The sequence below is a fragment of the Chryseobacterium sp. SIMBA_038 genome, from assembly GCF_046535115.1.
Taxonomy (GTDB): domain Bacteria; phylum Bacteroidota; class Bacteroidia; order Flavobacteriales; family Weeksellaceae; genus Chryseobacterium.
On the sequence record NZ_JAWRXH010000009.1, the window covers coordinates 70,750 to 96,453 of the forward strand.

The 25,704-nt window shown below is 34.9% G+C and carries 24 protein-coding genes; 13 read left to right on the plus strand and 11 right to left on the minus strand.

Translation table 11 applies throughout. From position 1 onward, the window contains the following. Positions 1–2: 2 nt before the first annotated feature. From ilvC to folP, 7 genes are all read right to left on the minus strand, one after another. Positions 3–1,049, minus strand: a complete 1,047-nt coding sequence (ilvC, locus tag SB689_RS19825; protein WP_410693812.1) for a ketol-acid reductoisomerase — start codon at positions 1,047–1,049, stop codon at positions 3–5. Between the two features lie 35 nt (positions 1,050–1,084). Beyond that, a complete protein-coding gene (locus tag SB689_RS19830; protein ID WP_410693813.1) occupies positions 1,085–1,372 on the minus strand; it encodes an ACT domain-containing protein in 288 nt (95 codons plus the stop codon). Between the two features lie 9 nt (positions 1,373–1,381). Next, a complete protein-coding gene (ilvB, locus tag SB689_RS19835; RefSeq protein WP_410693814.1) occupies positions 1,382–3,130 on the minus strand; it encodes a biosynthetic-type acetolactate synthase large subunit in 1,749 nt (582 codons plus the stop codon). 12 nt (positions 3,131–3,142) lie between these two features. Beyond that, a complete protein-coding gene (ilvD, locus tag SB689_RS19840) occupies positions 3,143–4,819 on the minus strand; it encodes a dihydroxy-acid dehydratase (protein WP_410693815.1) in 1,677 nt (558 codons plus the stop codon). 220 nt (positions 4,820–5,039) lie between these two features. Next, positions 5,040–5,903: a branched-chain amino acid transaminase gene (locus tag SB689_RS19845; protein WP_410693816.1), complete on the minus strand. Its 864-nt coding sequence runs from the start codon at positions 5,901–5,903 to the stop codon at positions 5,040–5,042. Positions 5,904–6,347: 444 nt separating this feature from the next. Next, positions 6,348–6,749 (minus strand): ACT domain-containing protein, encoded by a 402-nt coding sequence (locus SB689_RS19850; protein WP_410693817.1) that lies wholly within the window; start codon positions 6,747–6,749, stop codon positions 6,348–6,350. Between the two features lie 13 nt (positions 6,750–6,762). Beyond that, positions 6,763–7,533 (minus strand): dihydropteroate synthase, encoded by a 771-nt coding sequence (gene folP / locus SB689_RS19855; RefSeq protein WP_410693818.1) that lies wholly within the window; start codon positions 7,531–7,533, stop codon positions 6,763–6,765. 321 nt (positions 7,534–7,854) lie between these two features. Between folP and SB689_RS19860 the strand changes: the two genes are divergently transcribed. The 4 genes from SB689_RS19860 to tpiA all read left to right on the plus strand — a co-directional run bounded on the left by SB689_RS19860 (position 7,855) and on the right by tpiA (position 10,843). Then, complete coding sequence (locus tag SB689_RS19860) at positions 7,855–8,421, plus strand: DUF1599 domain-containing protein (RefSeq protein WP_410693819.1); 567 nt, start codon at positions 7,855–7,857, stop codon at positions 8,419–8,421. A 2-nt stretch (positions 8,422–8,423) separates the two neighbouring features. Beyond that, positions 8,424–9,536 carry a BT_3928 family protein gene (locus SB689_RS19865; protein WP_410693820.1) on the plus strand — a complete coding sequence of 371 codons (1,113 nt, stop codon included), beginning with the start codon at positions 8,424–8,426 and terminating at the stop codon, positions 9,534–9,536. Positions 9,537–9,620: 84 nt separating this feature from the next. Further along, on the plus strand, positions 9,621–9,968 hold the full coding sequence (locus SB689_RS19870; protein WP_410693821.1) for a TerB family tellurite resistance protein: 348 nt from the start codon (positions 9,621–9,623) through the stop codon (positions 9,966–9,968). A gap of 113 nt (positions 9,969–10,081) precedes the next feature. Further along, a complete protein-coding gene (gene tpiA / locus SB689_RS19875) occupies positions 10,082–10,843 on the plus strand; it encodes a triose-phosphate isomerase (RefSeq protein WP_410693822.1) in 762 nt (253 codons plus the stop codon). A gap of 52 nt (positions 10,844–10,895) precedes the next feature. Here tpiA and SB689_RS19880 read toward each other — a convergent pair whose 3' ends face one another. From SB689_RS19880 to dnaG, 4 genes are all read right to left on the minus strand, one after another. After that, entirely contained in the window at positions 10,896–11,117 is a 222-nt protein-coding gene (locus SB689_RS19880) for a hypothetical protein (RefSeq protein ID WP_066750892.1), read from the minus strand. 179 nt (positions 11,118–11,296) lie between these two features. After that, complete coding sequence (locus SB689_RS19885; protein WP_410693823.1) at positions 11,297–12,559, minus strand: esterase-like activity of phytase family protein; 1,263 nt, start codon at positions 12,557–12,559, stop codon at positions 11,297–11,299. A 465-nt stretch (positions 12,560–13,024) separates the two neighbouring features. Next, positions 13,025–13,714, minus strand: a complete 690-nt coding sequence (gene clpP / locus SB689_RS19890) for an ATP-dependent Clp endopeptidase proteolytic subunit ClpP (RefSeq protein WP_066750894.1) — start codon at positions 13,712–13,714, stop codon at positions 13,025–13,027. A 55-nt stretch (positions 13,715–13,769) separates the two neighbouring features. Next, positions 13,770–15,746, minus strand: coding sequence for a DNA primase (gene dnaG / locus SB689_RS19895; RefSeq protein WP_410693824.1), 1,977 nt, complete (start codon positions 15,744–15,746; stop codon positions 13,770–13,772). 335 nt (positions 15,747–16,081) lie between these two features. Here dnaG and SB689_RS19900 point away from each other — a divergent pair, with 335 nt between their 5' ends. From SB689_RS19900 to SB689_RS19940, 9 genes are all read left to right on the plus strand, one after another. Next, the gene (locus tag SB689_RS19900) at positions 16,082–17,860 is read left to right on the plus strand and encodes a T9SS type A sorting domain-containing protein (protein WP_410693825.1); all 1,779 of its coding nucleotides are present in this window, start codon (positions 16,082–16,084) and stop codon (positions 17,858–17,860) included. A gap of 159 nt (positions 17,861–18,019) precedes the next feature. Further along, positions 18,020–18,427: a tRNA (adenosine(37)-N6)-threonylcarbamoyltransferase complex ATPase subunit type 1 TsaE gene (gene tsaE, locus SB689_RS19905; RefSeq protein WP_410693826.1), complete on the plus strand. Its 408-nt coding sequence runs from the start codon at positions 18,020–18,022 to the stop codon at positions 18,425–18,427. Between the two features lie 70 nt (positions 18,428–18,497). Then, the gene (locus tag SB689_RS19910; protein ID WP_410693827.1) at positions 18,498–19,691 is read left to right on the plus strand and encodes an alanine dehydrogenase; all 1,194 of its coding nucleotides are present in this window, start codon (positions 18,498–18,500) and stop codon (positions 19,689–19,691) included. Beyond that, a complete protein-coding gene (locus tag SB689_RS19915; protein ID WP_410693828.1) occupies positions 19,691–20,062 on the plus strand; it encodes a hypothetical protein in 372 nt (123 codons plus the stop codon). The genes SB689_RS19910 and SB689_RS19915 overlap by 1 nt, the downstream gene beginning before the upstream one ends. An 8-nt stretch (positions 20,063–20,070) precedes the next feature. Next, positions 20,071–20,841, plus strand: a complete 771-nt coding sequence (locus SB689_RS19920) for a histidine kinase (protein WP_410693829.1) — start codon at positions 20,071–20,073, stop codon at positions 20,839–20,841. Next, a complete protein-coding gene (locus SB689_RS19925; RefSeq protein ID WP_410693830.1) occupies positions 20,819–21,529 on the plus strand; it encodes a LytR/AlgR family response regulator transcription factor in 711 nt (236 codons plus the stop codon). The genes SB689_RS19920 and SB689_RS19925 overlap by 23 nt, the downstream gene beginning before the upstream one ends. Positions 21,530–21,639: 110 nt before the next feature. Continuing rightward, on the plus strand, positions 21,640–22,029 hold the full coding sequence (locus SB689_RS19930; protein WP_410693831.1) for a hypothetical protein: 390 nt from the start codon (positions 21,640–21,642) through the stop codon (positions 22,027–22,029). Between the two features lie 100 nt (positions 22,030–22,129). Then, the gene (locus tag SB689_RS19935; protein ID WP_410693832.1) at positions 22,130–24,415 is read left to right on the plus strand and encodes a cation:proton antiporter; all 2,286 of its coding nucleotides are present in this window, start codon (positions 22,130–22,132) and stop codon (positions 24,413–24,415) included. A 410-nt stretch (positions 24,416–24,825) separates the two neighbouring features. Next, positions 24,826–25,671, plus strand: coding sequence for a prephenate dehydrogenase (locus SB689_RS19940; protein ID WP_410693833.1), 846 nt, complete (start codon positions 24,826–24,828; stop codon positions 25,669–25,671). Positions 25,672–25,704: the final 33 nt, after the last annotated feature.

The following is a 25,704-nucleotide window of genomic DNA, read 5'->3' on the forward strand; positions in this document are numbered from 1 at the left end:
TTTTAATTATTTTCCGGTCTTAAACTTCGAACAGTTTTTCCGGCCTGCCACATTTCACTTTCTCTAAGTTCGGCCAATTCAGCATCCAGTTTTTCTCTGTAATCGGGCTTACTGTTGCTGTCGATGGACAATTGTGCTTCGTTTCCTGCGGCTACATTTTCATACAATTCCTGAAATAAAGGAGAAGTTGCATCCCGGAAACGTTTCCACCAATCCAGCGCACCTCTCTGAGCGGTTGTGCTGCAATTGGCATACATCCAGTCCATTCCGTTTTCTGCAACCAAAGGCATTAATGATTGGGTAAGTTCTTCCACCGTTTCGTTGAATGCTTCGGAAGGGCTGTGCCCATTATTTCTCAAAACTTCATATTGTGCGGCAAAAATTCCCTGTACAGCGCCCATCAAGGTCCCTCGTTCACCTGTAAGGTCACTGTAAACTTCTTTTTTGAAGTCGGTTTCAAATAAATAACCGCTACCTACCGCTATTCCCAAAGCGATTACTCGATCTCTGGCTTTCCCTGTAACATCCTGATAAACAGCAAAACTGCTATTCAGTCCCCTATTCTGTAAAAACATTCTTCTTAAAGATGTTCCGGAACCTTTTGGAGCTACCAAAAAAACATCAACATCGGCAGGCGGAACAATTCCCGTACGCTCATTAAATGTAATTCCGAAACCGTGTGAAAAATATAATGCTTTTCCTGGATTAAGATGCTGTTTTACTTTAGGCCAATATTCGATTTGAGCGGCATCACTTAGTAAATAACAGATGATTGTTCCTCTTTTTAAAGCTTCCTCAATCTCAAAAAGTGTTTCTCCGGGAACGAAACCGTCTGCAACAGCTTTATCCCAGGATTTTGAGTTTTTTCTTTGTCCGACAATTACATTCACTCCGTTATCTCTTTGATTAAGAGCCTGACCCGGCCCCTGAACACCATAACCGATTACTGCCACGACTTCATCTTTTAATACTTCCTGAGCTTTTTCTAATGGAAACTCCTGTCTTGTTACTACGTTTTCTTCTATTCCTCCGAAATTTAATTTTGCCATTTTATTTACTATTTTATTGCGTTACTACTTTGATTTTAATAATTCCCCGCATTTCTTAATACCGTCATACAAGGATTTCTGTGATAATGAACTTCAAGTACATCGACCTGTTTTTCGATCTGGTTCACCAGTTTTTTTATGGCTTCTTCATTTTCATTAATCACGATGATAAATTTTTTAATACCTTTTACTTCACAAGGACCTACATTGAGGTTTTCAACAACAATTCTCCTTCTGGAAAAAATATTATTGATCCGGCTTATTACTCCCAAATAATTCTCTGTATAAGTGGTTATGGTAAATTCTTTTTTATCTGTTTCCATATTTTTATTTTAAATTTCATTATTGTTTAAAACAACTTTAGACACACTTTTTCCTTGCGGAACCATCGGAAAAACATTGTATTTTTTATCAACCATTACTTCCAGCAGATAAGCTCCTTTATGATTAAGCATTTCTTCAACACTTATCTTTAAATCTTTTCTTTCTGTTACTTTTTTACCCTTAATTCCGTAACCTTTTGCAACCTGTACAAAATCAGGACTTTGAATATCTACAAAAGAATATCTTTCTTCATGAAATAATTCCTGCCACTGTCTTACCATTCCAAGAAAACAATTGTTGAGAATAATGATCTTTACATCAGGCTTATACTGCATGATGGTGCCCAACTCCTGAATATTCATCTGAGCTCCGCCATCTCCCATAATCGCAATAATCTGTCGATCGGGGTTTCCATAAGCAGCTCCAATCGCAGCAGGAAGGCAAAATCCCATTGTTCCCAACCCTCCGCTCGTAATATTACTTTTAGAATGATTGAATTTGGAATATCGGCAGGCAACCATCTGATGCTGACCGACATCTGTAACAATTACAGCTTCTCCTTTTGTTAATTCATTGATATTTCTGATAACTTCTCCCATCGTGATATCGCCTTCGGAAGGGTTTAATTCATTGCTAATCAAATTAATCTGCTCGATCTCATGACAGTTTCTGAATTTTGCATGCCATTCTGAATAATCTTTAGACATAATTAAATCCGTCACTAAGGGCAGTGTTTCCTTACAGTTTCCTAAAATGGGAACATCGGCTTTTACATTCTTATTAATTTCTGCTTTATCAATATCAAAGTGAATTATTTTCGCCTGTTTTGCGTATTCATCGAGTTTTCCTGTCACGCGGTCGTCAAAGCGCATTCCGACTGCAATTAGAACATCACATTCATTTGTCAGCAAATTAGGTCCGTAATTCCCATGCATTCCTACCATTCCGATAGCGAGATGATGATTTGTAGGAATTACTCCTATCCCCAGAAGCGTCCAAGCGACAGGAATCCCTGATTTTTCTGCAAACTTTAAAAATTCCTCTTCTGCTTTTCCTAAAATAACTCCCTGACCCACAATAATGAAAGGGCGATTTGAGTTGTTAATTAATTCAGCTGCTTTTTTAATATTTTCATCATTCGGTTCAGATTCAGGCTGATAACTTCTTACAGAATAACATGACGCATATCCTTTATATGCAACCTTCTGTAACTGAGCATTTTTAGTAATATCAATAACAACAGGTCCCGGTCTTCCGGATTTTGCAATGTAAAAAGCTTTTGCTAGAACTTCGGGAAGCTCTTCTGCATTGGTAACCTGATAATTCCATTTGGTAACCGGAGTTGTGATACTGATGACATCAATTTCCTGAAAAGCATCCGTGCCCAAAAGATGATCAAAAACCTGCCCCGTAATGCAAACAACAGGCGTACTGTCTAACAATGCATCTGCCAAACCTGTCACAAGATTGGTTGCACCGGGTCCACTTGTCGCCAAAGCAACTCCAACCTCACCTGAAACTCTTGCAAACCCCTGAGCAGCGTGAACTGCACCCTGCTCATGACGCACCAAAATATGTTCTAATTGTTCTTTATAATCAAACAAAGCATCATAAATAGGAATGATTGCTCCTCCGGGATAGCCAAAAATAGTTTTTACACCTTCCTTTAAAAAAGTTTCCAGCACGATGCGGCTTCCGCTAAGCTCTTTTTCTGTACGCGACTGATTTTTATCAATTATCAGATTTGGGTTTTTCATTTTGTGTATTTTTTAAAATTCATCTGTAACACAGCCTTCTGCTGCTGAAGAAACAGTCATCGCATATTTGTACAACAACCCTTTTTTTACTTTTAATTCAGGTTTTACCCAATCTTTTTTTCGTCTCTTAATTTCTTCTTCGGAAACTTTAAGCTCAATGGTATTGTTCACTGCATCGATTTCAATGATATCTTCATCATTTACAAATGCTATTAAACCTCCTTCATGTGCCTCCGGAGTAATGTGTCCTACCACAAAACCGTGAGTTCCGCCACTGAAGCGCCCATCTGTAATTAAAGCAACACTGTTTCCGAACCCTGCACCGATCAAAGCGCTTGTGGGTTTTAGCATTTCAGGCATTCCCGGTGCGCCTTTTGGACCTTCATTTCTAATAACAATGACATCACCATGTTTTACGTTTCCGTTTTGTATTCCTCTGACCAGATTTTTTTCTCCGTCAAAAACCCTCGCTTTACCCACAAATTTTTCACCTTCTTTTCCTGTGATTTTTGCAACACTTCCTTTTTCTGCGAGATTGCCGTAGAGAATTCTGATATGGCCTGTTGGTTTTACGGGTTCAGAAATGGGTTTAATAATTTTTTGCTTTGAAAAATCAAGAGAAGGGATTTGTGCTAAATTTTCTTCCAGTGTTTTTCCTGTAACGGTAAGACAGTCACCGTGTAGTAGACCTTCACTTAATAAATATTTCATAACTGCGGGCGTTCCTCCATGCTCATGAAGATCCTGCATTAAATATTTTCCGCTTGGTTTTAAATCTGCCAAAACAGGCGTTACATCGCTCATTTTCTGAAAATCATCTTGTGTAACGGAAACTACGATGCTTTTTGCCATTGCAATAAAATGTAATACTGCATTGGTGCTTCCACCCAGAACAATGATGAGACGAAGCGCATTTTCAAACGCTTTACGCGTCATGATATCTGAAGGTTTGATGTCTTTTTCTAATAAAATCCTGATAAATTTTCCTGCATCAAGACATTCATTTTTCTTTTCTATACTTAAAGCCGGGTTTGAAGACGAATACGGAAGACTCATTCCTAACGCTTCAATCGCTGAAGCCATTGTATTTGCAGTATACATCCCTCCACAAGCTCCTGCTCCAGGACAGGAATTTTTAATTACTCCATTAAAATCTTCTTCTGATATTTCACCTGCTATTTTTTGCCCCAGCGCTTCAAAAGCTGAAACGATATTTAACTGTTCACCTTTAAAACATCCCGGAGCAATTGTTCCACCATATACCATTATTGATGGTCTGTTTAATCTTCCCATTGCGATGATCGTTCCCGGCATATTTTTATCACAACCTGGCAACGCGATAAGCCCGTCATAATATTGTGCCCCACAAATTGCTTCAATACTGTCTGCAATAACGTCACGGCTTACTAGAGAATAGCGCATGCCGTCTGTTCCGTTGCTCATTCCATCGCTTACCCCTATTGTATTGAAAACCAAGCCAGCTAAGTCGTTTTTCCAAGTTCCTTTTTTAACGATCTGCGCCAGATCATTAAGGTGCATATTACAGGTGTTTCCGTCGTAGCCCATGCTTGCGATTCCGATCTGGGCTTTTTGCATGTCTTCATCGGTAAATCCTATTCCGTATAGCATTGCTTTTGCGGCTGGCTGCTCTTGGTTCTGTGTGAATGTTTTTGAATATTTATTTAACATATTATCCTTCGTTTGCTGTTCTTACCATCTCTTTTATAGTATCAGAAATTTCAATTTTTTCGAAATTCATCAATGAAGCTTTTACTTAATTTTGACCCAAAGCTACTGGTTGTAATATTTTTTTTATTTCCAATTTTATGAAAATTACAATATTCAATTGTTAGAAAATAGATGTATTTATTTGATATTTAATTATTTACACTCCAACAATTTACAATGATCAAACTCTTACCAGTTTCTGATAAGCCTGCTGTATCTTGTTACTTGCCGTATCTTTCCAGTCTTTTGTAAAAGGAACATCATCCAAAGAATCCAACGCTACAATTTCGGCGGCAGTACCACAAAAAAAGGCGGCATCGGCTCCTCTCATTTCTTCGGGTTTAAAGAAGCTTTCTTTAACAGGAATCTGCAATTCTTTACCTATTTCAAAAACCGTTTCGCGGGTGATTCCCGGTAATATATTTCCTTTTGAAGGAGTAAATAAAACGCCATCTTTTTCATAAAAAACATTGGCTCCTGAACTTTCGGCTACGTTTCCTTTTTCATCCAGTACCAAAGCTTCGTCATACCCTTTATCTTTGGCTTCCTGACAGGCTAAAATTGAGTTTACATAATGCCCTCCAACTTTAGCTTCTACCAAAAATGCCTTCGGATTGGGTCTTTGAAAACTTGAAGTCATAATGCGCATTTTATTGGCTAAATATCCATTACTCCACTCCCATGCTAAAAGGGTAAGCGAAGATTCTTTGCTTTTGGATAAAGACATATTGGGAGAGCAAAAAACCAACGGACGGATGTAAGCATCACTGAAATTATTTAGTTCTAAAAGTTCGTAAGTAAGATCTGTAAGTTTCTGAGTTGTATATTCAAACGGAATATGCATAAGTTCAGCGGAGCGTTTTAGTCGGTCGTAATGTTCTTTAGCTTTAAAAATTTTTGTTCCCTGCTCGGTTTTATAGGATTTGATTCCTTCAAAAACAGAATAACCATAATGAAGTGACTGCCCGTAAAGATCTGTACTTGCCTCTTTTGCTTTTACAAATTGTCCGTTAAAATAAATAAGGGTTTCGTTGTCGTAATACATTTTTTAATATTTAATTTCTTTGTTACAATAAAAAATGCCTTCTCAAAATGTGAGAAGGCATGAATATATAAATAGGGTATATCTTCCGTCTCACAGCCGTAAGCGAATAATAATGACGATGATAATAACTACTAAATGTTGCATAATCTATGAAATAAAAAAAGCCGTTTCAAAATGAAACGGCTTCTATAATTTAAAATAAATTTATTTTTATAATACCGCTTCCTGACTATTGCTGATCACAATAGCTCCAATAATAGAAACGATAATTATATTTTGTTGATTCTTAAAATTCATGAGACAAATGTACAAACTTCTCAATATTCCGCAAGAGTTTTTAACTTTTTTTATACTTTTTATTTTTAGATCAAAATTATGGTGTTGGCTTTTTAGCTCTGTAAACATCATGAATCCTCAAAATTTCAGCATCTTGTTTTAAAATTTTTAAATTTCAACTTCAGACAATCTTTTTAATTCTTCCATTGCATTATTTGCATCATCCACAGAAACAAAAATATGGTCATGGAAATATCCTGCAATTACATTACAGCTAATGTTTTTAGAAGTAAGCGCTTTGGAAAATGCAGCCGTTAAACCTACTGCTTCAAGTGAGGAATGAATTTCTAAAGTAATCCAAGAAGCTACAAATTCATATTTGAAATGTAACTGATCGGCCAGTTCTTTTTTAATAATCAAAGTAATGCCCTCTTGTTCTTTAAAAAAGCAAATGATCTCATTCAGATCAATATTGGGTAATTTTTCTACGGTACAGAAAACATATTCACCTTCATTTAAGTGAGGTTTCATGGATTGTAATAATGTTTTAAGGTCTTTTTCTCCTGTCATAATATGTTTTTTGTTAATTGTTTTTCAAAAAGTTACGAATTGTCTGTGAAGCTTCAGCAACATCATGTACTCTTAAAATTTTAGCACCTTGCTCTAAAACTTTTAGATGTAATTTTTGAGTTTCTTCATCAATATCCAAAGCAGATTTACCCAGAGGTTTGTAAATAAATGATTTTCTGGAAATCCCGATTAATAAAGGAAATTTTTCAAATCCGAAATACTTAACTTCATCAATCATTTTCATTTGATCTTCAACTGTTTTTCCAAAACCAAAACCCGGATCGAGAATAATATCATTGACTCCTTTTTGTAAAAGTTCATTTGTTTTTTCAGAAAAATAACGATTGATTTCTAGTGTAATATCTTCAAACTTAATTTTATCATGCATCTTTTCATAAGACGGATTGACGTGCATCAAAATGTATGGAAGCTTAGTTTCGGCCGCTGTATCAAACATTTTCTCATCATATTGTCCGCCCGAAATATCATTAATAATATCAATTCCTTCATTAAAACCAAATTTCACGGTTTCAGCATAAAAAGTGTCTAATGAAATTAGTGCTTCCGGAAATTCTTTTTTTATCTGAGAAATTAATGTTCCAATTCTCTTTACTTCTTCATCGCTACTCAAAAACTCAGCGTTTGGACGTGTAGATTGTGGCCCAATATCGATAATTTCAGCTCCGTCTTTCAATAATTTTTCTGCATGAAGTAGCGCTGATTTTTCATTATTAAATTTTCCTCCGTCTGAAAAAGAATCCGGAGTAAGATTTAAAATTCCCATGATTTTAGGAGTTGTTAAATCGACTAGTCTTCCGTTGCAGTTTATGGAGTGGGTGGGTTTGGGGGTCGGAGGGTTGGAGTGTGGGAGGGTTGGAGAGTTGGAGAGCATGAGAGTTTTAGGGTTGGAGAGTTTGAGTTGTAATTTTAAAATTATTTATTAAAAATAATAAAGCTTTAGATTGCAAAGATAAAACAAGTTCTTATTAAACTCCCAACTCTCAAACTCTCCTACACTCAAACTCTAAATACTGACTCAAAAAAACAATCCCCGATTCCTGCTACCTAAAACCTAATTCGTATATTTGGGCTATTAAGAGAATTTATGCTAAAAACTTCAATACAGTTCGAGAAAGTTATCAATGAATGCCGCGAATTATTCAGCAAAAAATTACAGGATTACGGTGCAGCTTGGAGGGTTTTAAGACCGAGCTCAATTACAGATCAAATCTATATTAAAGTCAACAGAATCCGTACGTTACAGATGACTGATATAAAAATGGTGGACGAAAGTGAAGAAAGCGAATTTATCGCGATCGTAAACTACTCTATCATCGGATTGATACAGCTTGAAAAAGGCCTTTCTAATGATTTTAACGAAAATAAAGAAGAGATTTTAAGTCTTTACGATAAATATTCCGCCGAAGCTAAAGCTTTAATGGAAAGAAAAAACCATGATTACGGTGAAGCCTGGAGAGATATGAGAATTTCTTCAATTACGGATCTTATTTATCAAAAAGTTTTAAGAACGAAGCAAATTGAAGATAATCAAGGTATTACCATCGTTTCTGAAGGTTTAGATGCTAATTATTTCGACATGCTGAATTATGCCGTTTTCTGTTTAATAAAATTCTCTGAAAAACAAGACAACTTCCAACCTAAAACAAGTTAATTATGATCAAAGGTTTATTACGTTTCGTTATTGCTGTTATTTTCATCCTTTCGGGGTTTGTAAAAGCGGTAGATTTGGTAGGTTTTTCCTTCAAAATGGAAGAATACTTCTCGCCTACTGTTTTCAACATGCCGTTTTTGGAAAAATTTGCTTTATTATTTTCGATCATTGTCGTTGTTTTAGAGCTTTTACTTGGATTTATGCTTTTATTAAAATTAAAACTTAAATTCACTCTTTCAGCATTGATCGCGCTTTGTATATTCTTTGGTTTCCTTACTTTTTATTCGGCCTATTTCAATGTAGTAACGGATTGTGGATGTTTTGGGGATGCCATAAAATTCACGCCTTGGCAGAGTTTCGTTAAAGATGTCGTGCTTTTGGTTGGGTTAATCATCGTATTCATCCTTTACAGAAAAGAATTTAAGAAAAAAGACAGCTATACTTTCAGTTCTAAAAAAGAACCTTCCAATACATTTAAATATATCCTTTTAGGAATATTTTCTTTGGGAATGATCTACATTATGGCTCAGGGAATTACGCATGAACCATTAATCGATTTCCGTGATTACAAAGTGGGAACTGATATTAAAAGTGAAAAAGAAAAAATTAATAAAAATCCGTCCGAATACAAAACTTTTTACTCTCTTAAAAATCAAAAAACAGGAGAAATTTTAAAGGTAAATCAGGACGATTATATTAAAGAAACAAAATATTGGGCAGAAGGTTCTCCGTGGAAAATCGAGGAAGGGAAAAACGAATCTGTTTTGATAAAAGAAGGTTACAAATCTGAGATCGTTAAATTTAAAATTGAAGATCCTACAGGCCTTGAAGTGACTGATGAAGTAATCAACGCACCGAAAGCTATTTTGGTTTTCTCTTATCATCCGAAAGAAGTTTCAGAAGATCTATTCAAACAAGTTGAAGCTAAAGTGAAGGCTCAAAAAGGAGCTGTTATTTACGGAGTTTCAACCGATCCGAACACTTTTAAAACTATTAAAAATGCAATGATGGACGGCACTGCCATTAAAACAATCGCAAGAAGCAATCCTTTTATATTGATCTTAGAAAAAGGTAAAATTGTAGATAAAATTCCTGCAAAAGACTACGTGAAATAACAAATTGTGAAAGGTCAATTGTCAATTTAACAATCAACCGTCAACCATAAACCATAAACTATCAACAAACTATACATTTATATAATGCAAAAATCAAATAAATCTATCGCCGGTTACCATTTGCTGATGATTCTTTCATCTGTAGACGGAGAATTTGCTCCTGAAGAAGGAATGCTTGTTCAACAATATTTAGCAGATGAATTTCCTTTTAAAATGGACTTGGATAATGAGTTGGAAGTAATCGCTTTACTACAACCAGAAGAATGGAAAAGTCACTTCGAATTTCACGCTCAATGTTTCTTAGATGATTCTACGGAAGAAGAGCGTTTAAGCTTTGTACAATTTGCTAAAACATTGATTAAGGCTGATAATATCGTTACTGATGAAGAGCATACTTTCTATATTCTTTTAAAAAATATCTGGAAAATTTAATTAATTGAGAAATTAGATGTTAGAAGCTAGAAATTAGTTTAAAATTATACGTTATTTTTGATTTCTAACTTCTAATATCTAATCTCTAACTTCTATATAAAAAATAAAAAACTATGAGAAGAAAAATAGTTGCAGGAAACTGGAAAATGAATAAAAATATAATTGACGCTCAGCAATTGATGGTTCAATTATTAAGTTATAAAAACAACAATACGACAAACTGCGAAGTTTGGATCGCACCTCCATCTTTATACTTAATGATGGCGAAAGATATTTTCGAAAAGGACGAAATCGGTGTATTTTCTCAGGACATGAGCGAGCATGAAAGTGGTGCTTACACAGGAGAAATTTCTGCTGAAATGTTGGAATCTATCGATGCAACAGGTTCTTTAATCGGACACTCTGAAAGAAGACAATATCACGGTGAAACAGATTCTCACTGTAACGTAAAAGTAAAATTAGCTTTAGATAAAGGTTTAATTCCTGTTTACTGTAACGGTGAAACTCTTGAACAGAGAAAAGCAGGTCAACATTTTGAAGTGGTAAAAAACCAGACTGAAGTTGCTCTTTTCACGCTTTCTGCGGAAGAAATTAAAAAAGTTGTGATCGCTTACGAACCCGTTTGGGCAATCGGAACCGGAGAAACTGCAAGTCCTGCACAAGCTCAGGAAATCCACGCACACATCAGAAGCATCATCGCTGCAAAATACGGACAGGAAGTTGCTGACGAAGTTTCTATCCTTTACGGAGGTTCTGTAAAGCCTGACAATGCTAAAGAGATTTTCTCTCAGCCTGACATTGACGGTGGTTTGATTGGTGGAGCTGCTTTGAAATTAGAAGATTTTTCTAAAATTATTGAAGGATTTAATTCATAATAATAGAAGTAAAAAATATCGAAAACCACCAAATTTGGTGGTTTTTTTATTGTCAGAATATTTTAAAGTTAAAAATAAAATAATGGACTTGGTAATTAAAAGCTTTTCCGGATAAAAAATAAACGTAAAGTTCTTTTTTGTAAATCCCTGAAAAAGACTTAGAAAGTGGATAAATAATCTTCTCTTCTTCAGTATAATCTGGAATTGTAATCCCGTGAAACCTTTCAATCTCAACCGCAATCAGATCTATTAAATTATTTTTGGATAATGACATAGTCAGCCTATTATTTTAGTATTAAAAAATTATATACGAAGAATTTTTATTTTCGGATTTGAAAACTTTAAATTTTTTATGAAATTTATCAAATAATTTTTTTATACTAACAAATAACGCCATTTAAAACAAAAAGTCTCCCAAAACTGAGAGACTTTTTCTTGTAAATAAATTAAAAATTATTGAATATCGACTACATACATTGTTCCTTTGTCTACTTTTCCTGTTTTAGGAAGAATTTTGGCTTTTGGAGTTCCGTTTCCGTTATCAACTACGCCAAAATCGTCGTCATTAAAAATGGCTAATTTATTTCCGCCTAAATAGACAATTCCTTCAAACTTATCATGTTCATAACCTATTTTTGAAACCAGATCAACGGCTAATGTTTTAGAAACAGGCTTTAATCCTGCGGTATTTATTTCATCCCAAGTAGATTGTTCAAGGGTTTTATTATTGATTTTTAAACCGTCAACGGCTGTAAGATCAGATCCTGTCACGTCAGAAGCGCCTGTTAAATTAATTCTGTAAACCTTTTTAGTTCCGCCCTGTGAACCGAAGTTTCCGTCTCTTTCGATTACCAGAAATTCAGAGTTGCTGATTGCTGTAATATCACAAACAGAATCAGAAGCGCCTCCATCTTGTTTGTATAAATATTGTTTTGTCTGTCCTGTGGCAAGATCAAAAGTCACAATTCTTGTCAATGTTGTATTGGTTGCCAACACTTTTGTCGGAACATACATTGTAGACTGCATTGTGCCTACCAACATTTTTCCGTCAGGCGTCATACACATTCCTTCCATTCCTCGGTTTGGTCTTCTTTTGGCTAAAACTGCCGGTAATTTTCTTGTTCCTGTATTTACTCCGATTGGGCTTATTCTTTCAATTTCAACTCCTTCTGCACTATAATGAACGATGTGAGGACCATATTCATCAGAAACCCAGAATGTACCATCTGCTGCTGCAACAATACTTTCACTGTCTAAACCGTAATTATCAGTTGGCAAAACACTTCCATCAATTCCGTAGGCAATTTCACCTGTACTTCCCATTCCGATAGGGTTTGGAAGCCCTGTGATGGGTTGTCCTGAAGGATTTTTAAGTTTAATATATTTTAGCACTTCAATATTTCCGTCTGCATTGATTTTAAAATGCATAATTGTAGGTGTAAAGTTTGGAATTAAAAATTTTATTCCGTTTGAATAAGCTATATTGGGACCACGATCTGTAATAACATAAAACTCTCCTTTCCTTGTTGGATGAGCCGTTGCTCCAGAACCGAAACCTCCGTTGATAACATCTACTCCATTTACCGTTGCCAAAGTTGCGAACGGAAATTCCTGTGGAAGTTTAGAATAATTGATATCCTGATTATTTACATTCTCATCATTGTTACAAGCCGTTAAAGCCATGAAGGCAAGAACAGGTAATAAGATTTTTTTCATATTTACTTTTATGGCTGCGAAAGTAAGTATTGAATATAAACTCATCTTGAATAGAATGATAAATCTGTTTTAAATTTTGTTTATTATTTTTTAGGAGCTATTTCCCGCTTTCCGCTACAATCTTTTTTTTCAAAAAAGGATTTTCACTCAATCGGGGCTAGGGTTTTAGGAATGGTGGCTTCGAGAACCTCAGCTACCAGGGAATTTTTGTCGTTCTTTCTGAGTATAGCTTCAAAATTCAGTTAACCACAAAGTTTGTCATTCCGGAGGAATCTAAGTAAGGATTTTACAATTTGATCTCTACAAAATGAGCCTAGATTCCTCCGGAATGACAAACTTTTTGGGTGATGAGAATGTACTATTAAAGGGGGTTTGAGATTGCTTCGTCGCTTCGCTCCTCGCAATGACCAAACAAAAAAACGCGCCAAAATTGACGCGTTTCTCTTAATTATCTTTTAAAGAAAATTATTTCTTTTCTTTAGTTGCTCTCTGTAAAACCTCATCTACCATTCCGAATTCTTTCGCTTCGGTAGAAGTCATCCAGTAATCTCTGTCTGACGCTTTTTCTACCCATTCGTAAGTTTGACCAGAATGTTCAGAAATAATGTCATATAATTCTTTTTTCAGCTTCAACATCTCTCTTAAGTTGATCTCCATATCAGAAGCAACACCTTGTGCACCTCCTGAAGGCTGGTGAATCATCACTCTTGAATGCTTCAACGCAGAACGCTTCCCTTTTTCACCTGCAACCAACAATACAGCTCCCATTGAAGCGGCAATACCTGTACAGATTGTTGCTACATCAGGCTTAATGATCTGCATTGTGTCATAAATTCCTAACCCAGCATATACACTTCCTCCGGGAGAGTTAATGTAAATCTGGATGTCTTTTGAAGGATCTGAACTCTCCAAGAACAAAAGCTGAGCAGTAACAATATTCGCCACCTGATCATCAATTCCTGTTCCCAGGAAAATGATTCTGTCCATCATCAAACGAGAGAAAACGTCCATTTGAGCTACGTTCATTCTTCTTTCTTCCATGATGTACGGCGTAAGATTGGTTGGCCCATACATTCCCATATACTGATCGGTAACAAGACCGCTGTTTCCTAAATGCTTTACAGAGAAATCTCTGAATTCTTTTTTAATGTCCATATTTCTATTGGTATTATTTTAAATTTATTTGAGATTTAAATTACAACTTTTGTTCCTAAAATTTTATAGGACTTTTTGTCACAGGCGACCAGCCTAATTTATCAATAATCTGCTTAGAAAAGTCATTAAGCATCATAATTTTCTTGATAGAATCGAAATATTTTTCCTGATCCGTGTCACGATAATCCTCAAGCTGTGCTGTTGTCTGCTTGATAATAACGTGAATGTAATAATATTTGTGAATTAAAATGTTATTTTCTACTTCTTCCGCAATGTGATCTCCCATATTTGGCGGGAAAATATTTCTGGTCGTCCAGTCGCTTAATTCATTTGGATTCATTAATGCATCTGCTACTTTTAAGGTAATATCAGCGTCCATTAAAGTGATGAAAAAACTTCCCGATCTTAATTCATCATGTTCAATTCCTTCTTTAATACTACTGATGATCTTTTGATTGGTTTCAATCTGAAATTCGTATTGCTCTTCCTCAAAATGATTAAGAATTTCCTCAATTACCGTTACTTCATATTCTTCATTCTTATCATTTTCTCTGTGAAGAACAACGTCCCCGAACATCAACATCGTGTCGATCAACTTATTTTCTTGGTGAAGAATATTGAACTGAACGGAATCTATTTCTTTTTCAGGTTTCGGTACAATTTCTAGCTTTGTTGGCTTCTGTTCTTTCTGTTGCTGAACATGTTGCGTCTGATTTTGCGTTACCTGTCTCTGAACATCCAGTTCATTAAACAAACTCTGCTCAGACAATCCGAATTTATTGGAAACTTCCTTAAGATAAACCTCCCTTTTAAGCGCATTCTGAACAAAAGAAACCGATTTTACGATATTTCTGATGGCATCCGCTTTCTTTATAGGATCGCTTCCGGCATCTTTTAAAAGGATTTCTGCTTTAAAATCAATAAAATCCATCGCTTCATTTTCGATGAATTTTTCAACATAATCCTGAGGATGTTTTCTGGCAAAAGAATCGGGATCATCGCCTTCCGGGAACAAAAGGACACGAATGTTCATTCCTTCTGTCAGCAACATATCGATGCTTCGGAAACTCGCTTTAATTCCGGCATTATCTCCGTCAAAAAGAATCGTTACATTTTCCGTTAGTCTTTTGATAAGCTTGATTTGTTCGGTCGTTAAAGATGTTCCGGAACTTGCTACTACATTTTCAATTCCGGACATATGAAGTGAAATCACATCCATATATCCTTCTACCAAAAGACAGATATTTTTTCTTGAAATCGCCTGTTTTCCTTGATTTAAACCATAAAGAACATTTGATTTATGATAAATTTCCGTTTCTGGCGAGTTGAGATATTTTGCTGTTTTGACATTATTTCTAAGGATTCTCGCTCCAAAACCAAGAACTCTGCCCGAAAAACTATGAATCGGGAAAATTACTCTTTCTCGGAAACGATCGATTCCTGCGGGAGAATTTTCAGGGAAAATGGAAAGTCCGGATTTCTCTAAAATTTCTTTTGAATATCCTTTGTCTAAAGCAAAAGCCGTGAAAGCATTTTTCTTTTCAGGAGAATATCCCAATTGGAATTTTTTGATGATATCATCCTTTAGCTCACGCTCTTTGAAATACGCTAAACCAATTGAGCGCCCTTCATCAACTTCCCAAAGGAAATTTTGGTAATATTCATTGGCAATTTCGTGGATTTTATAAAGTAAATCTCTTTCAGACTGGGCATTTTTTGCTTCTTCTGAATATTCACGCTGATCTTCTTCAATTTCAATTCCGTATTTTTTTGCCGCGTGGCGAAGTGCTTCCGGATAGGTGAAATTTTCGATTTCCATTAAAAAAGAGATCGCCGTCCCTCCCTGTCCGCTGGAAAAATCTTTCCAGATTTGTTTACTCGCCGAAACTACAAAACTGGGTGTTTTTTCTTCATGAAACGGGCTCAGCCCTTTATAATTAGACCCCGCCCTCTTCAACTGCACATATTCGCCCACAATCTCCTCTACTCTGATCGTGGAAAATATTTTATCAATGGTCTGTTTAGAAATCATGGTGTAAAAATAAGCAATAAGTTTTTTATTCTTAGTACAAAATCAACAGACAGTTTACTCGTAATTCTAAATTTCTATTATCAAAAATTCCTTACAAAAAGCTCATTGTTATTGAAAAAACCAATCCCAATCGTGAAAATCAATAGACTTTATTAATAATATAAATATAAATCATTTCCATTATATATCAATTAAATAAACACAAAATAACGATTATAACTAAATTTAATTATAATATTTCAAACATAAACGTTTATTTAAAATATTAATACAAAAACAAAACACAAATTAATTGATTTATTCGAGCCTTAATTATTAATCATAAATCAAAAAAGATGAAAAAAAATCAAACCTTAAAAAGTTGGGTATTCGTAATTATTTATTTTATTACCACAGGTAATAATTATGCCCAAACAAGTACAGAAAAACAAAATCCTTATTCATTAGGAACAAGCAGTGAATTTTTAAGACAAATTGAAACACAATTAGCCAAAACACCCAAAGACAACCAAGAAATAAAACTCATGGTATCAAATTCGGAAACATTGGACGCAAAAGTAAATTATCAACAAGAAAAATCTGCTTCAGAAATCCATCTGGAAGGAGAGATACTGAGTAAAGACGCAGGAAGTTTTATCATTATCATTAAAAACAAAAAACTAGATGGAAGGATAATTCTTTTAAAAGATAAAAAGGCTTATTCTTATTATTCAGATAATAAAGAAAGTGCTTTTATAAAAGAAATCGACATTAATAATATGATGTGTGTAGATTTCATTAAAACGTCAATTTCTAATATCGAAAAAATCTCAACCCATCCAAACAAAGAGGCTAAAAATGTTAATGTTTCAACTTTACAGAGCTTTCCGGGTGCAGCCGGATGTCTTTTATTAGATTTCAATGGGCATACCGTCCCCGCAGGCAGCGGTTGGAATGGAGGAAATCCCATTGTTGCAGCGCCTTCGGGAATGACAGATGATCAAATTCTGGAAGCCTGGGAAATTACGGCAGAAGATTATCGTCCATTCAACTTAAATGTGACAACCGACGAAGAAGTCTTCAATAGCTATCCTCAAAACAAGAAAAGAAGATGTATTATTACGACTACAGATGTTGCATCTCCGGGAGGTGCCGGGATTGCTCTTATTAACAGCTTCTCTTCTTTCAGCGACATGCCATGTTGGGCATTCACGTCTGGAGCGGGAACTTCAGGAAAGATTATTGGCGAAATTGTTTCTCATGAACTAGGTCATACCTTAGGGTTAAACCACGACGGACAAGGCCAATACGCTTATTACAGCGGACACGGAGACTGGGCGCCGATCATGGGAGCAAGCTATTATAAGAATGTAACACAATGGAGCAAAGGAGATTATACAAATGCGACAAATCATCAAGATGATCTTGCTATAATTACAAATACAACAAATAATGTAGGGTACAGAGCAGATACTCACGGAAGCACCATTAGCACGGCAACGACTCTAAATCTGTCAGGATCAGCAGAAAATAAAGGCGTTATTGATCATACTGACGATGTTGATCTGTTTCAGTTCAATACCGGTGGAGGAAATATAGTTTTAAATATAGAAACTACAGAAAGGCATAGTAATTTACTTTTAAAAGCATCATTATATGACAGCCAAAACGTATTAATAGGCACTTATAAAGGAACCCCTTCCGACCTAAGCGCTCCAATTAACATCAATACCAATCTCAATGCAGGAAATTACTATTTAGCCATCACAGGCATTGGAGACGGAACTGTAGACACCGGCTATACAAGTTATGCTTCTCTAGGAGCTTACACGATTACCGGATCTACTCCATCTCTGAATTCAACATTAGGTGTAACCAGAACAAACAGCAACGTCAGTATGATTAATATTTATCCTAACCCGGTTAAAAACAAATTAAATATTGATTTCGGACCTGTTAAAAATAATTATCATGTAGAAATTATAAATACTTTAGGACAGCTAATTCACAAATCCAGTACATCAGAAAAACTTTTAAGTATCCCATTTTCCGATAAACCTTCTGGGTTTTACAGATTAATTATAAAAGACAACCATAATACTATTGTTAAAGCATTTAGCCTAGTAAAACAATAATTTTTTATATAGTTAATTTATGGAGCGAGAATTTCAAAATTCTCGCTTTTATTTTTTTTATAAATCACAATACTAAAAACATTACCTTTTTCGCAATGTATTTTCAAGTTTTATTTTACTTATTTTTGAACATTAATTATAGTAAATCATTCATTAAAAATGGAAGTTATTATCAATAAATTAGAAGACTGGCAAGAAGTTGTAGACCAAATAATACCGCAACTACAGCACAACATCTTTTTATTAAAAGGAAATTTAGGAGCAGGAAAAACTACTTTTACCCAGTTTTTGCTTAAAAATTTGGGAAGTCAGGATGAAGTCAACTCTCCTACTTATTCTATTGTCAATGAATACAATACACCGAAAGGGAAAATTTTCCATTTTGATCTTTATCGTTTAAAAAATATTGAAGAAGTGTACGATATCGGTATCGAAGAATACCTCGACAACGCTTTTTTATGCATTATTGAATGGCCGGAAGTCTACGAAGACGAACTTTACGGGCTCAAGTACCACACAATGAGCATTAACAACACAGGCGAACATCGAGAAGTTACATTCGACTAAATATTATGTATCTTTGCTTCATCAATCAACAGCAAAATAATTATCTGTAAGACATAATTGAGTTTAAAGAATGAGTACTACAAATATTTTTACTCCGTTTACTGAGGAAGAATTAATGCCGAAAGAAGAAAAATTGGAGGTTATTAAAAAAGGAAAGCAATTCAGTATTGGAATTCCTAAAGAAACCTGTCTTCACGAGAGAAGAACATGCATCACACCCGATGCAGTACAGGTATTGGTAGAGCACGGCCACGAGATCATTATTGAAGCTGGAGCCGGTGAAGGTTCATTTTTTACAGACCTGCAATATTCTGAATCCGGAGCAAAAATAACGAACGATCCTAAAGAAGCATTTTCACAGGATCTTATTCTGAAAATCAACCCTCCTACAGAAGACGAGATTGATTATATGAAGCCTAATACTTATTTGGTTTCAGCGCTTCAAATTAATTTAAGAGAAAAAGATTATTTCATAAAATTAGCCGAAAAAAAAATCAACGCTATTGCTTTTGAATTTATCGTTGATGAATACAAGCAACTGGCATTGGTACGATTAATAGGCGAAATTGCAGGAACCGTTTCTATTTTATACGCTTCCGAATTATTAGCTCTATCAAATGGATTAATGTTAGGCGGAATCACAGGAGTTCGACCTTCCGAAGTTCTTATTTTGGGTGCAGGAATTGTTGGTGAATTTGCAACCAAAGCAGCCATCGGTCTTGGCGCAAGTGTAAGAGTTTTCGACAATTCTTTATCTAAATTAAGAAGACTTCACAGCATTGTTGACAGTCGTGTACCAACTTCGATCATTGATCCAAAGGAATTAAGCAAAGCATTAAGACGTGCAGACGTCGTGATTGGAGCTCTTCCAAGATTAAATATGCAGCCGATCGTTACCGAAGACATGATCATGAAAATGAAAAAAGGCAGCGTCATCATCGATATAACCATCGATAACGGAAAGGTAATTGAAACCTCAGAGCTTACAACAATGGAAAATCCTTACATCATCAAACATGGTGTAATCCATTGCGGACTTCCGAACCTGACCTCAAAAATGCCGAGAACGACTACAAAAGCGATCTCAAACTTTTTCCTTTCTTACATTTTAAATTACGACGAAGAAGGCGGTTTCGAAAACATGCTGACCCGCAAAAACGAAATGAAGCAGAGTTTATATATGTACAAAGGAAGACATACTAAAAAAGTAATCTGCGACCGTTTCGGACTTACTTATCACGATATCAATCTTTTAATTTTCTAATGAAAAAGCTTAAGTTTTATATGATTGGTCTTATTCCAGGACTGATTCTTGTATTTTTTATATTAAACAAAAAAGGGGCAAGCTGCAGCGGTTATTTACCCAACAGCCGTGTAATTGCAGAAACTCTTTCTAAAGATTTTAAGTATTCAGACAGCGCCAAAAGCGAAATGAGTACGTACAAAATCAACGAAAAATTCTTAAAAGACGAAATTATCACAAATGGTAAGGTAGATTTTGACAGAAGTCACGCTCAGAAAAAACCTTGTCCGGATTACGTATTGGTTTATCCAAAAGACAATCCAACTTACGAGGTTACATTTGAAAAATGTGAGGAAATTGTAACGCTGAACAGTCTGAAAAAAATTAAATAAAAATTTCAATGGAAGGCAACTACTACATGATTAATGATTATCTGATATTCATTGGAGTTTTTGCTATTTTCTTTTTTTTGACGGTGAGTATTTATTTATTCAGTCAGAATCAGAAGTTTAAGATTCGAAATGCTAAACTTTCAGAAGCTAATAAAATAATCGAACAAAGATTAAACGAAGTTCAGCTGGAACATATCGGCACAAAACTGAACCCGCATTTGTTTAAAAACATCCTTAATTCTGTTCAGTCACACGCCTATCAAACGTATATGTCGTTGGATAAGTTGGCGAATGTTCTGGATTATATTTTATACGAAAGCAACAACAAATTCGTAAGCCCAAAAGAGGAATTAACCTTTGCTTTAAGCTTAATTGAAATTAATAAAATAAAAATAAATCCACTTTTTGATTTTAGAATTAAATCTAAAATTGATAAATCGGATGAGCTTTTTGAAGAAAAAGTTTTCGCACCATTGATTTCCGTTGATCTTATTGAAAATGCTTTTAAACATACCGATTTCTTAGCACAGGATTCATTTATTTCCATTCAATTAGAATTGGAAGACAGAATTTTTACGATGAAAGTAAGCAATAAAGCTTCCTTAAAAAACGTGTTGGAAAAAGAGAAAAGCGGATTTGGAAGCCAGTCTTTGGATCAAAGATTAAAAATGATCTACAATAATTATTATCAGCTTACTAAAAGTTCAAAAAACGGTATCTTCACAGCCGAATTAGTAATTAATTTAGGTGAATTCTATGATAAAATGCGTTATTCTTGATGATGAATTACTGGCAATCAGTTATTTAAAACTTCTATGCGAACAAATTGAGAATGTAGAAGTTGTAAAAGCATTCAACGATCCTAAAATCTTCCTGAACGAAATTGATAATCTCGACTGCAATCTCTGCATCTTAGACATTGAAATGCCCGGAATGACAGGCCTTCAAGTGGCAGAACTCATTTCAGATTCAAAAAAAATCATCTTTACAACCGCCTATAAAGAATATGCAGCGGAAGCATTTGATCTAAATGTGGTGGATTATGTAAGAAAACCGATCAAAAAAGAAAGACTAATCCAAGCCTTCGAAAAAGCTAAAGAACTGTTTGCAACACCTCAAAAAAAGGATTTCATCGAATGGAATACCAACATCGGGAAAACTATCCTATTCACAGAACAGATCGCTTACATTAAAACGTCAGAAATCGACAGCCGCGACAAAGACATTATTCTAAATGACGGAACAACAATTGTTCTTAAAAACCTCAGTTTTAAATCACTTCTGGAAATGCTTCCAACAAAAGATTTCGCTCAGGTCAATAAAAAAGAGATCATCGCGTTATCTTCCATTAAAATATTTTCTACCAACGAAATTATTACATCAATATCTTTAGATGGAGAGAATTTTATCAAGCTACAAATCGGAGACACCTATAAAAATTCATTATTAGAGATGTTTGGGAAGTAGATTTTCCATACGCTTTCTGTTTCATTACAAATTTAATCCGTTTCATTACATCACCTCTGTTTACAATATTTGGTCAGCGTATTTTTGCGCCTTGATTAAATGATTTGATAATGAAAAATCTTCTTTATGCTTGTGGAATTCTCATATCCGGACTTTGCTTTTCTCAGGAATCTGCTCCTAAAATAAAAGCATCTTTTTTTGACGGAATTGCAGTGGCCGGATATGTAGATCATGGGGCTTTTATCAATTTTACGGGACCAAATATCAGCTTAACCCACAAAGATGTTAAATTCATTCTGGGAATGCTTCCTTCATTGAGAATTAAAAACGATAAATCTCCCGGAACTAAAAATAGCGCAATTACTCCGAATCTAGGCGCAGGTCTTACAGTCGTTTACAAAAAGATCGCTTTACAGCTTCCGGTTTACTATAATTCTAAAACCGCATCAGAAAATGGAGCCTGGAAAATGGGAATCGGGCTGGGATATTCCTTCAAATAGGTTTTCATTACATTATTCATGACATTTATTACATTTCAGAAATAAAAATAGTTTTCATCCATATATTCTTAGGAAATTTACACACTTAAATAACGGAGTTATGAACTTGGGGAAATATAAAAATATAATTTTTTACATCAGCACGATAGCATTTTTTTCATGCCTGATGTATTGGTTCTTTGTTGAAGGAAAAACGTTAGAGATCGGAGAAAACATTGCTCCGAGTAAAGCTACAGGTGCTACAATGTGGGAGAATTTCGCAGATTCATTTATGACGAATCTTCATCATCCTTTAGCACTTCTTCTTGCACAGATCGTTACGATCATCATGGTTGCAAAACTTTTTGGATGGGTTTGTGTAAAGCTTAAACAACCATCTGTTATTGGTGAAATGATCGCAGGTATCGTTTTAGGGCCATCACTTTTTGGACTTTACTTCCCTGAACTTTCAGCATTTATTTTTCCAAAAGAATCACTTCCAAACTTACAGTTTTTAAGCCAGATCGGATTGATCCTTTTCATGTATATCGTAGGAATGGAGCTTGATTTGAGCGTTCTGAGAAAGAAAGCACACGACGCTGTTGTAATCAGCCACGCAAGTATTATCATTCCTTTTGCGCTAGGAGTTGGGCTTTCATATTTTATCTATAAAGAATTTGCGCCGGATGGCATTCAATTCAGTTCCTTTGCCTTATTTATAGCGATTGCAATGAGTATTACTGCATTTCCGGTGTTGGCAAGAATTGTTCAGGAAAGAAATCTTCACAAAACAAAAATAGGAACCGTTGTTATTACCTGTGCCGCCGCAGATGACATTACCGCATGGTGTATTTTGGCCGCTGTAATTGCAGTTGTAAAGGCAGGATCTTTTTCAGGATCCGTATTCGTTATTTTGATGGCGATTCTTTACGTTTTCATCATGATTAAAGCAGTAAGACCATTCCTTACCAGAATTGCTGAATCACAAAAAGGAAAAGGCTTCATCAGTAAAGCACTGGTTGCTGTATTTTTCTTAATCTTGATTATTTCATCTTATGCAACAGAAGTTATTGGTATCCATGCGCTTTTTGGAGCATTTATGGCTGGTGCGATCATGCCGGAAAATGTAAAATTCAGAAATCTTTTCATAGAAAAAATAGAAGATGTTGCATTGGTTTTATTACTTCCGCTTTTCTTTGTATTCACGGGATTAAGAACGCAAATTGGATTATTAAATGATCCTCACCTTTGGAAAATTGGAGGATTCATCATTCTTACCGCCGTTACAGGAAAATTCGTAGGAAGCGCCCTCGCCGCAAAATTCCTGAAATTAAGTTGGAAAGACAGTCTTACCATCGGAGCATTAATGAACACCAGAGGACTTACCGAGCTTATCGTACTTAATATTGGTTATGATTTGGGAGTTTTAGGCCCAGAATTATTTGCAATGCTTGTTATCATGGCGTTATTTACTACGTTCATGACAGGCCCTTGCCTTGATCTTATCAATTATCTTTTTAAAGGTAAAAAGTCGATCGAGGATGATGAAGACAAAGATAATGATAGCAAATATAGAGTTCTTTTATCTTTTGAAACAGCAGAATCCGGAAGCACACTTTTGAAATTAGCTGACAACTTAACCCATAAAATGAATGGGAATAAAAGCGTAACAGCAATGAACATTGCGCCTATTGATGAGCTTCACGCCTTTGATATTGATAATTATGAAAAAGAACAATTTAAGGATGTAATAGAGACTTCTAATGAGCTTAATCTTGAGGTTACGACTCTTTTTAAAGCTTCAACCGATATTGAAAATGACCTTACCAACATTACAAACAAAGGAAATTACGATCTTCTTCTAATTATGCTTGGAAAATCAATGTATGAGGGAAGTTTATTGGGAAGGTTATTAGGGTTTACAACTAAAATTATTAATCCTGAAAAGCTTCTAAATACCGTAAAAGGTAAAGGTTACATTTTCAACAACTCTCCTTTTGATGATTCTACCTTACAGATCTTAGATAAAACCAACATTCCGGTTGGAGTTTTGGTTGAAAAAGAATTTGAGTCGGCAGATAAAGTTTTTATTCCAATATTTAATTTAAGCGATTTTTATTTGCTTGAATATGCTAAAAGATTAATTAATAATAACAATTCCCAGATCATTATTCTTGATGCCGGAGGACAGATCAGAAGTAATATTGAAGTTAAAGAATTGATCAGAAGTATTGAACAGGTTGCACCCAATCACATCACACTATACAATGAGAAGAAAATCGAGAAAGAATTTCTGGATTCCCAAGATTTAATGTTAATCAGCAGCAAAAGCTGGAAAAGCCTGATTGACACGAAAAGCCTTTGGTTATCGGATATTCCATCGACGCTTATCATCTCCAATCCATAATTTGATTTGTATTTTTAAACGAAAAACCAACTTTATAAGTTGGTTTTTTTCATGTGTATTATTTTATTTTTTTGATATTTGTAAATAAATCATTAATTAAAATTAATCTTTGGCACGATTATTTAATATAGACAAGCAACTCATGTTTAATTTGAGTTTTCATGGTTATTAGTTTTTATCCCTGGTTAACCCCAGGGATTTTTATTTTAGCCTATATTTTTAACAAATCTGTAATTATTAATTAAAATCATATTTACATTTTAAGAAATATTTTATACCTTCGCTCTGTGATTATAAACAAAAGAACATATTATTATAGAATTTTAACCTCAAATTTGGGATAGGGATTCTTGTAAACATAACATAAACCTCGTCCTCGGACGGGGTTTTTTATTTTAAAATTTTAAAAGATGAAAATAAGTATTATAGGTGTAGGTCTTATTGGAGGGTCGATTGCTTTAAAATTAAGACAAAAAGGAATTGCAGATTTCATTTACGGAATCGACAATAATAATGAACATCTTAACCAGGCATTAGATTTAAAAATAATCGATGCTAAAGTTGACCTTGAGTACGGAATAAAAAATTCCGATCTTATTATCGTTGCTATTCCTGTAGATTCTGCAAGGAAAATTTTGCCTACTATTTTAGATCTGATTTCAGAAAACCAAACCGTAATGGATGCAGGCTCTACCAAAGCTGGAATTGTTGCTGCCGTAAAAGACCACCCAAAACGTTCAAGATTTGTAGCTTTTCACCCGATGTGGGGAACGGAAAACAATGGTCCGAAATCGGCTGTTTCAGAGAGTTTTTCAGGAAAAGCAGGAGTTATCTGCAATAAAGAAGAATCTGCAGAAGACGCTTTACATTTAGTTGAAAAAATTGTTGAAAGTCTTGATATGCATTTGATTTATATGAATGCAGAAGCTCACGATTTTCATACTGCTTATATTTCGCATATTTCACACATCACCTCTTACGCATTAGCAAACACTGTTTTAGAAAAGGAGCGTGAAGAAGAAACTATTTTCCAATTGGCGAGTTCCGGTTTTTCGAGCACGGTTCGTTTGGCAAAATCTCATCCTGAAATGTGGGTTCCGATCTTTAAACAAAACAAAGAAAATGTTTTGGATGTTTTAAATGAGCATATTTCTCAGTTAAGAAAGTTCAAAGTTGCTTTGGAAAAAGAGAATTACGAGTATTTAGGAGAATTGATTTCTAATGCGAATAAAATAAGGGGAATACTTGATAAGTAGGCTATTTTTCTTTTGTCTTGAAACAAAAGAAAC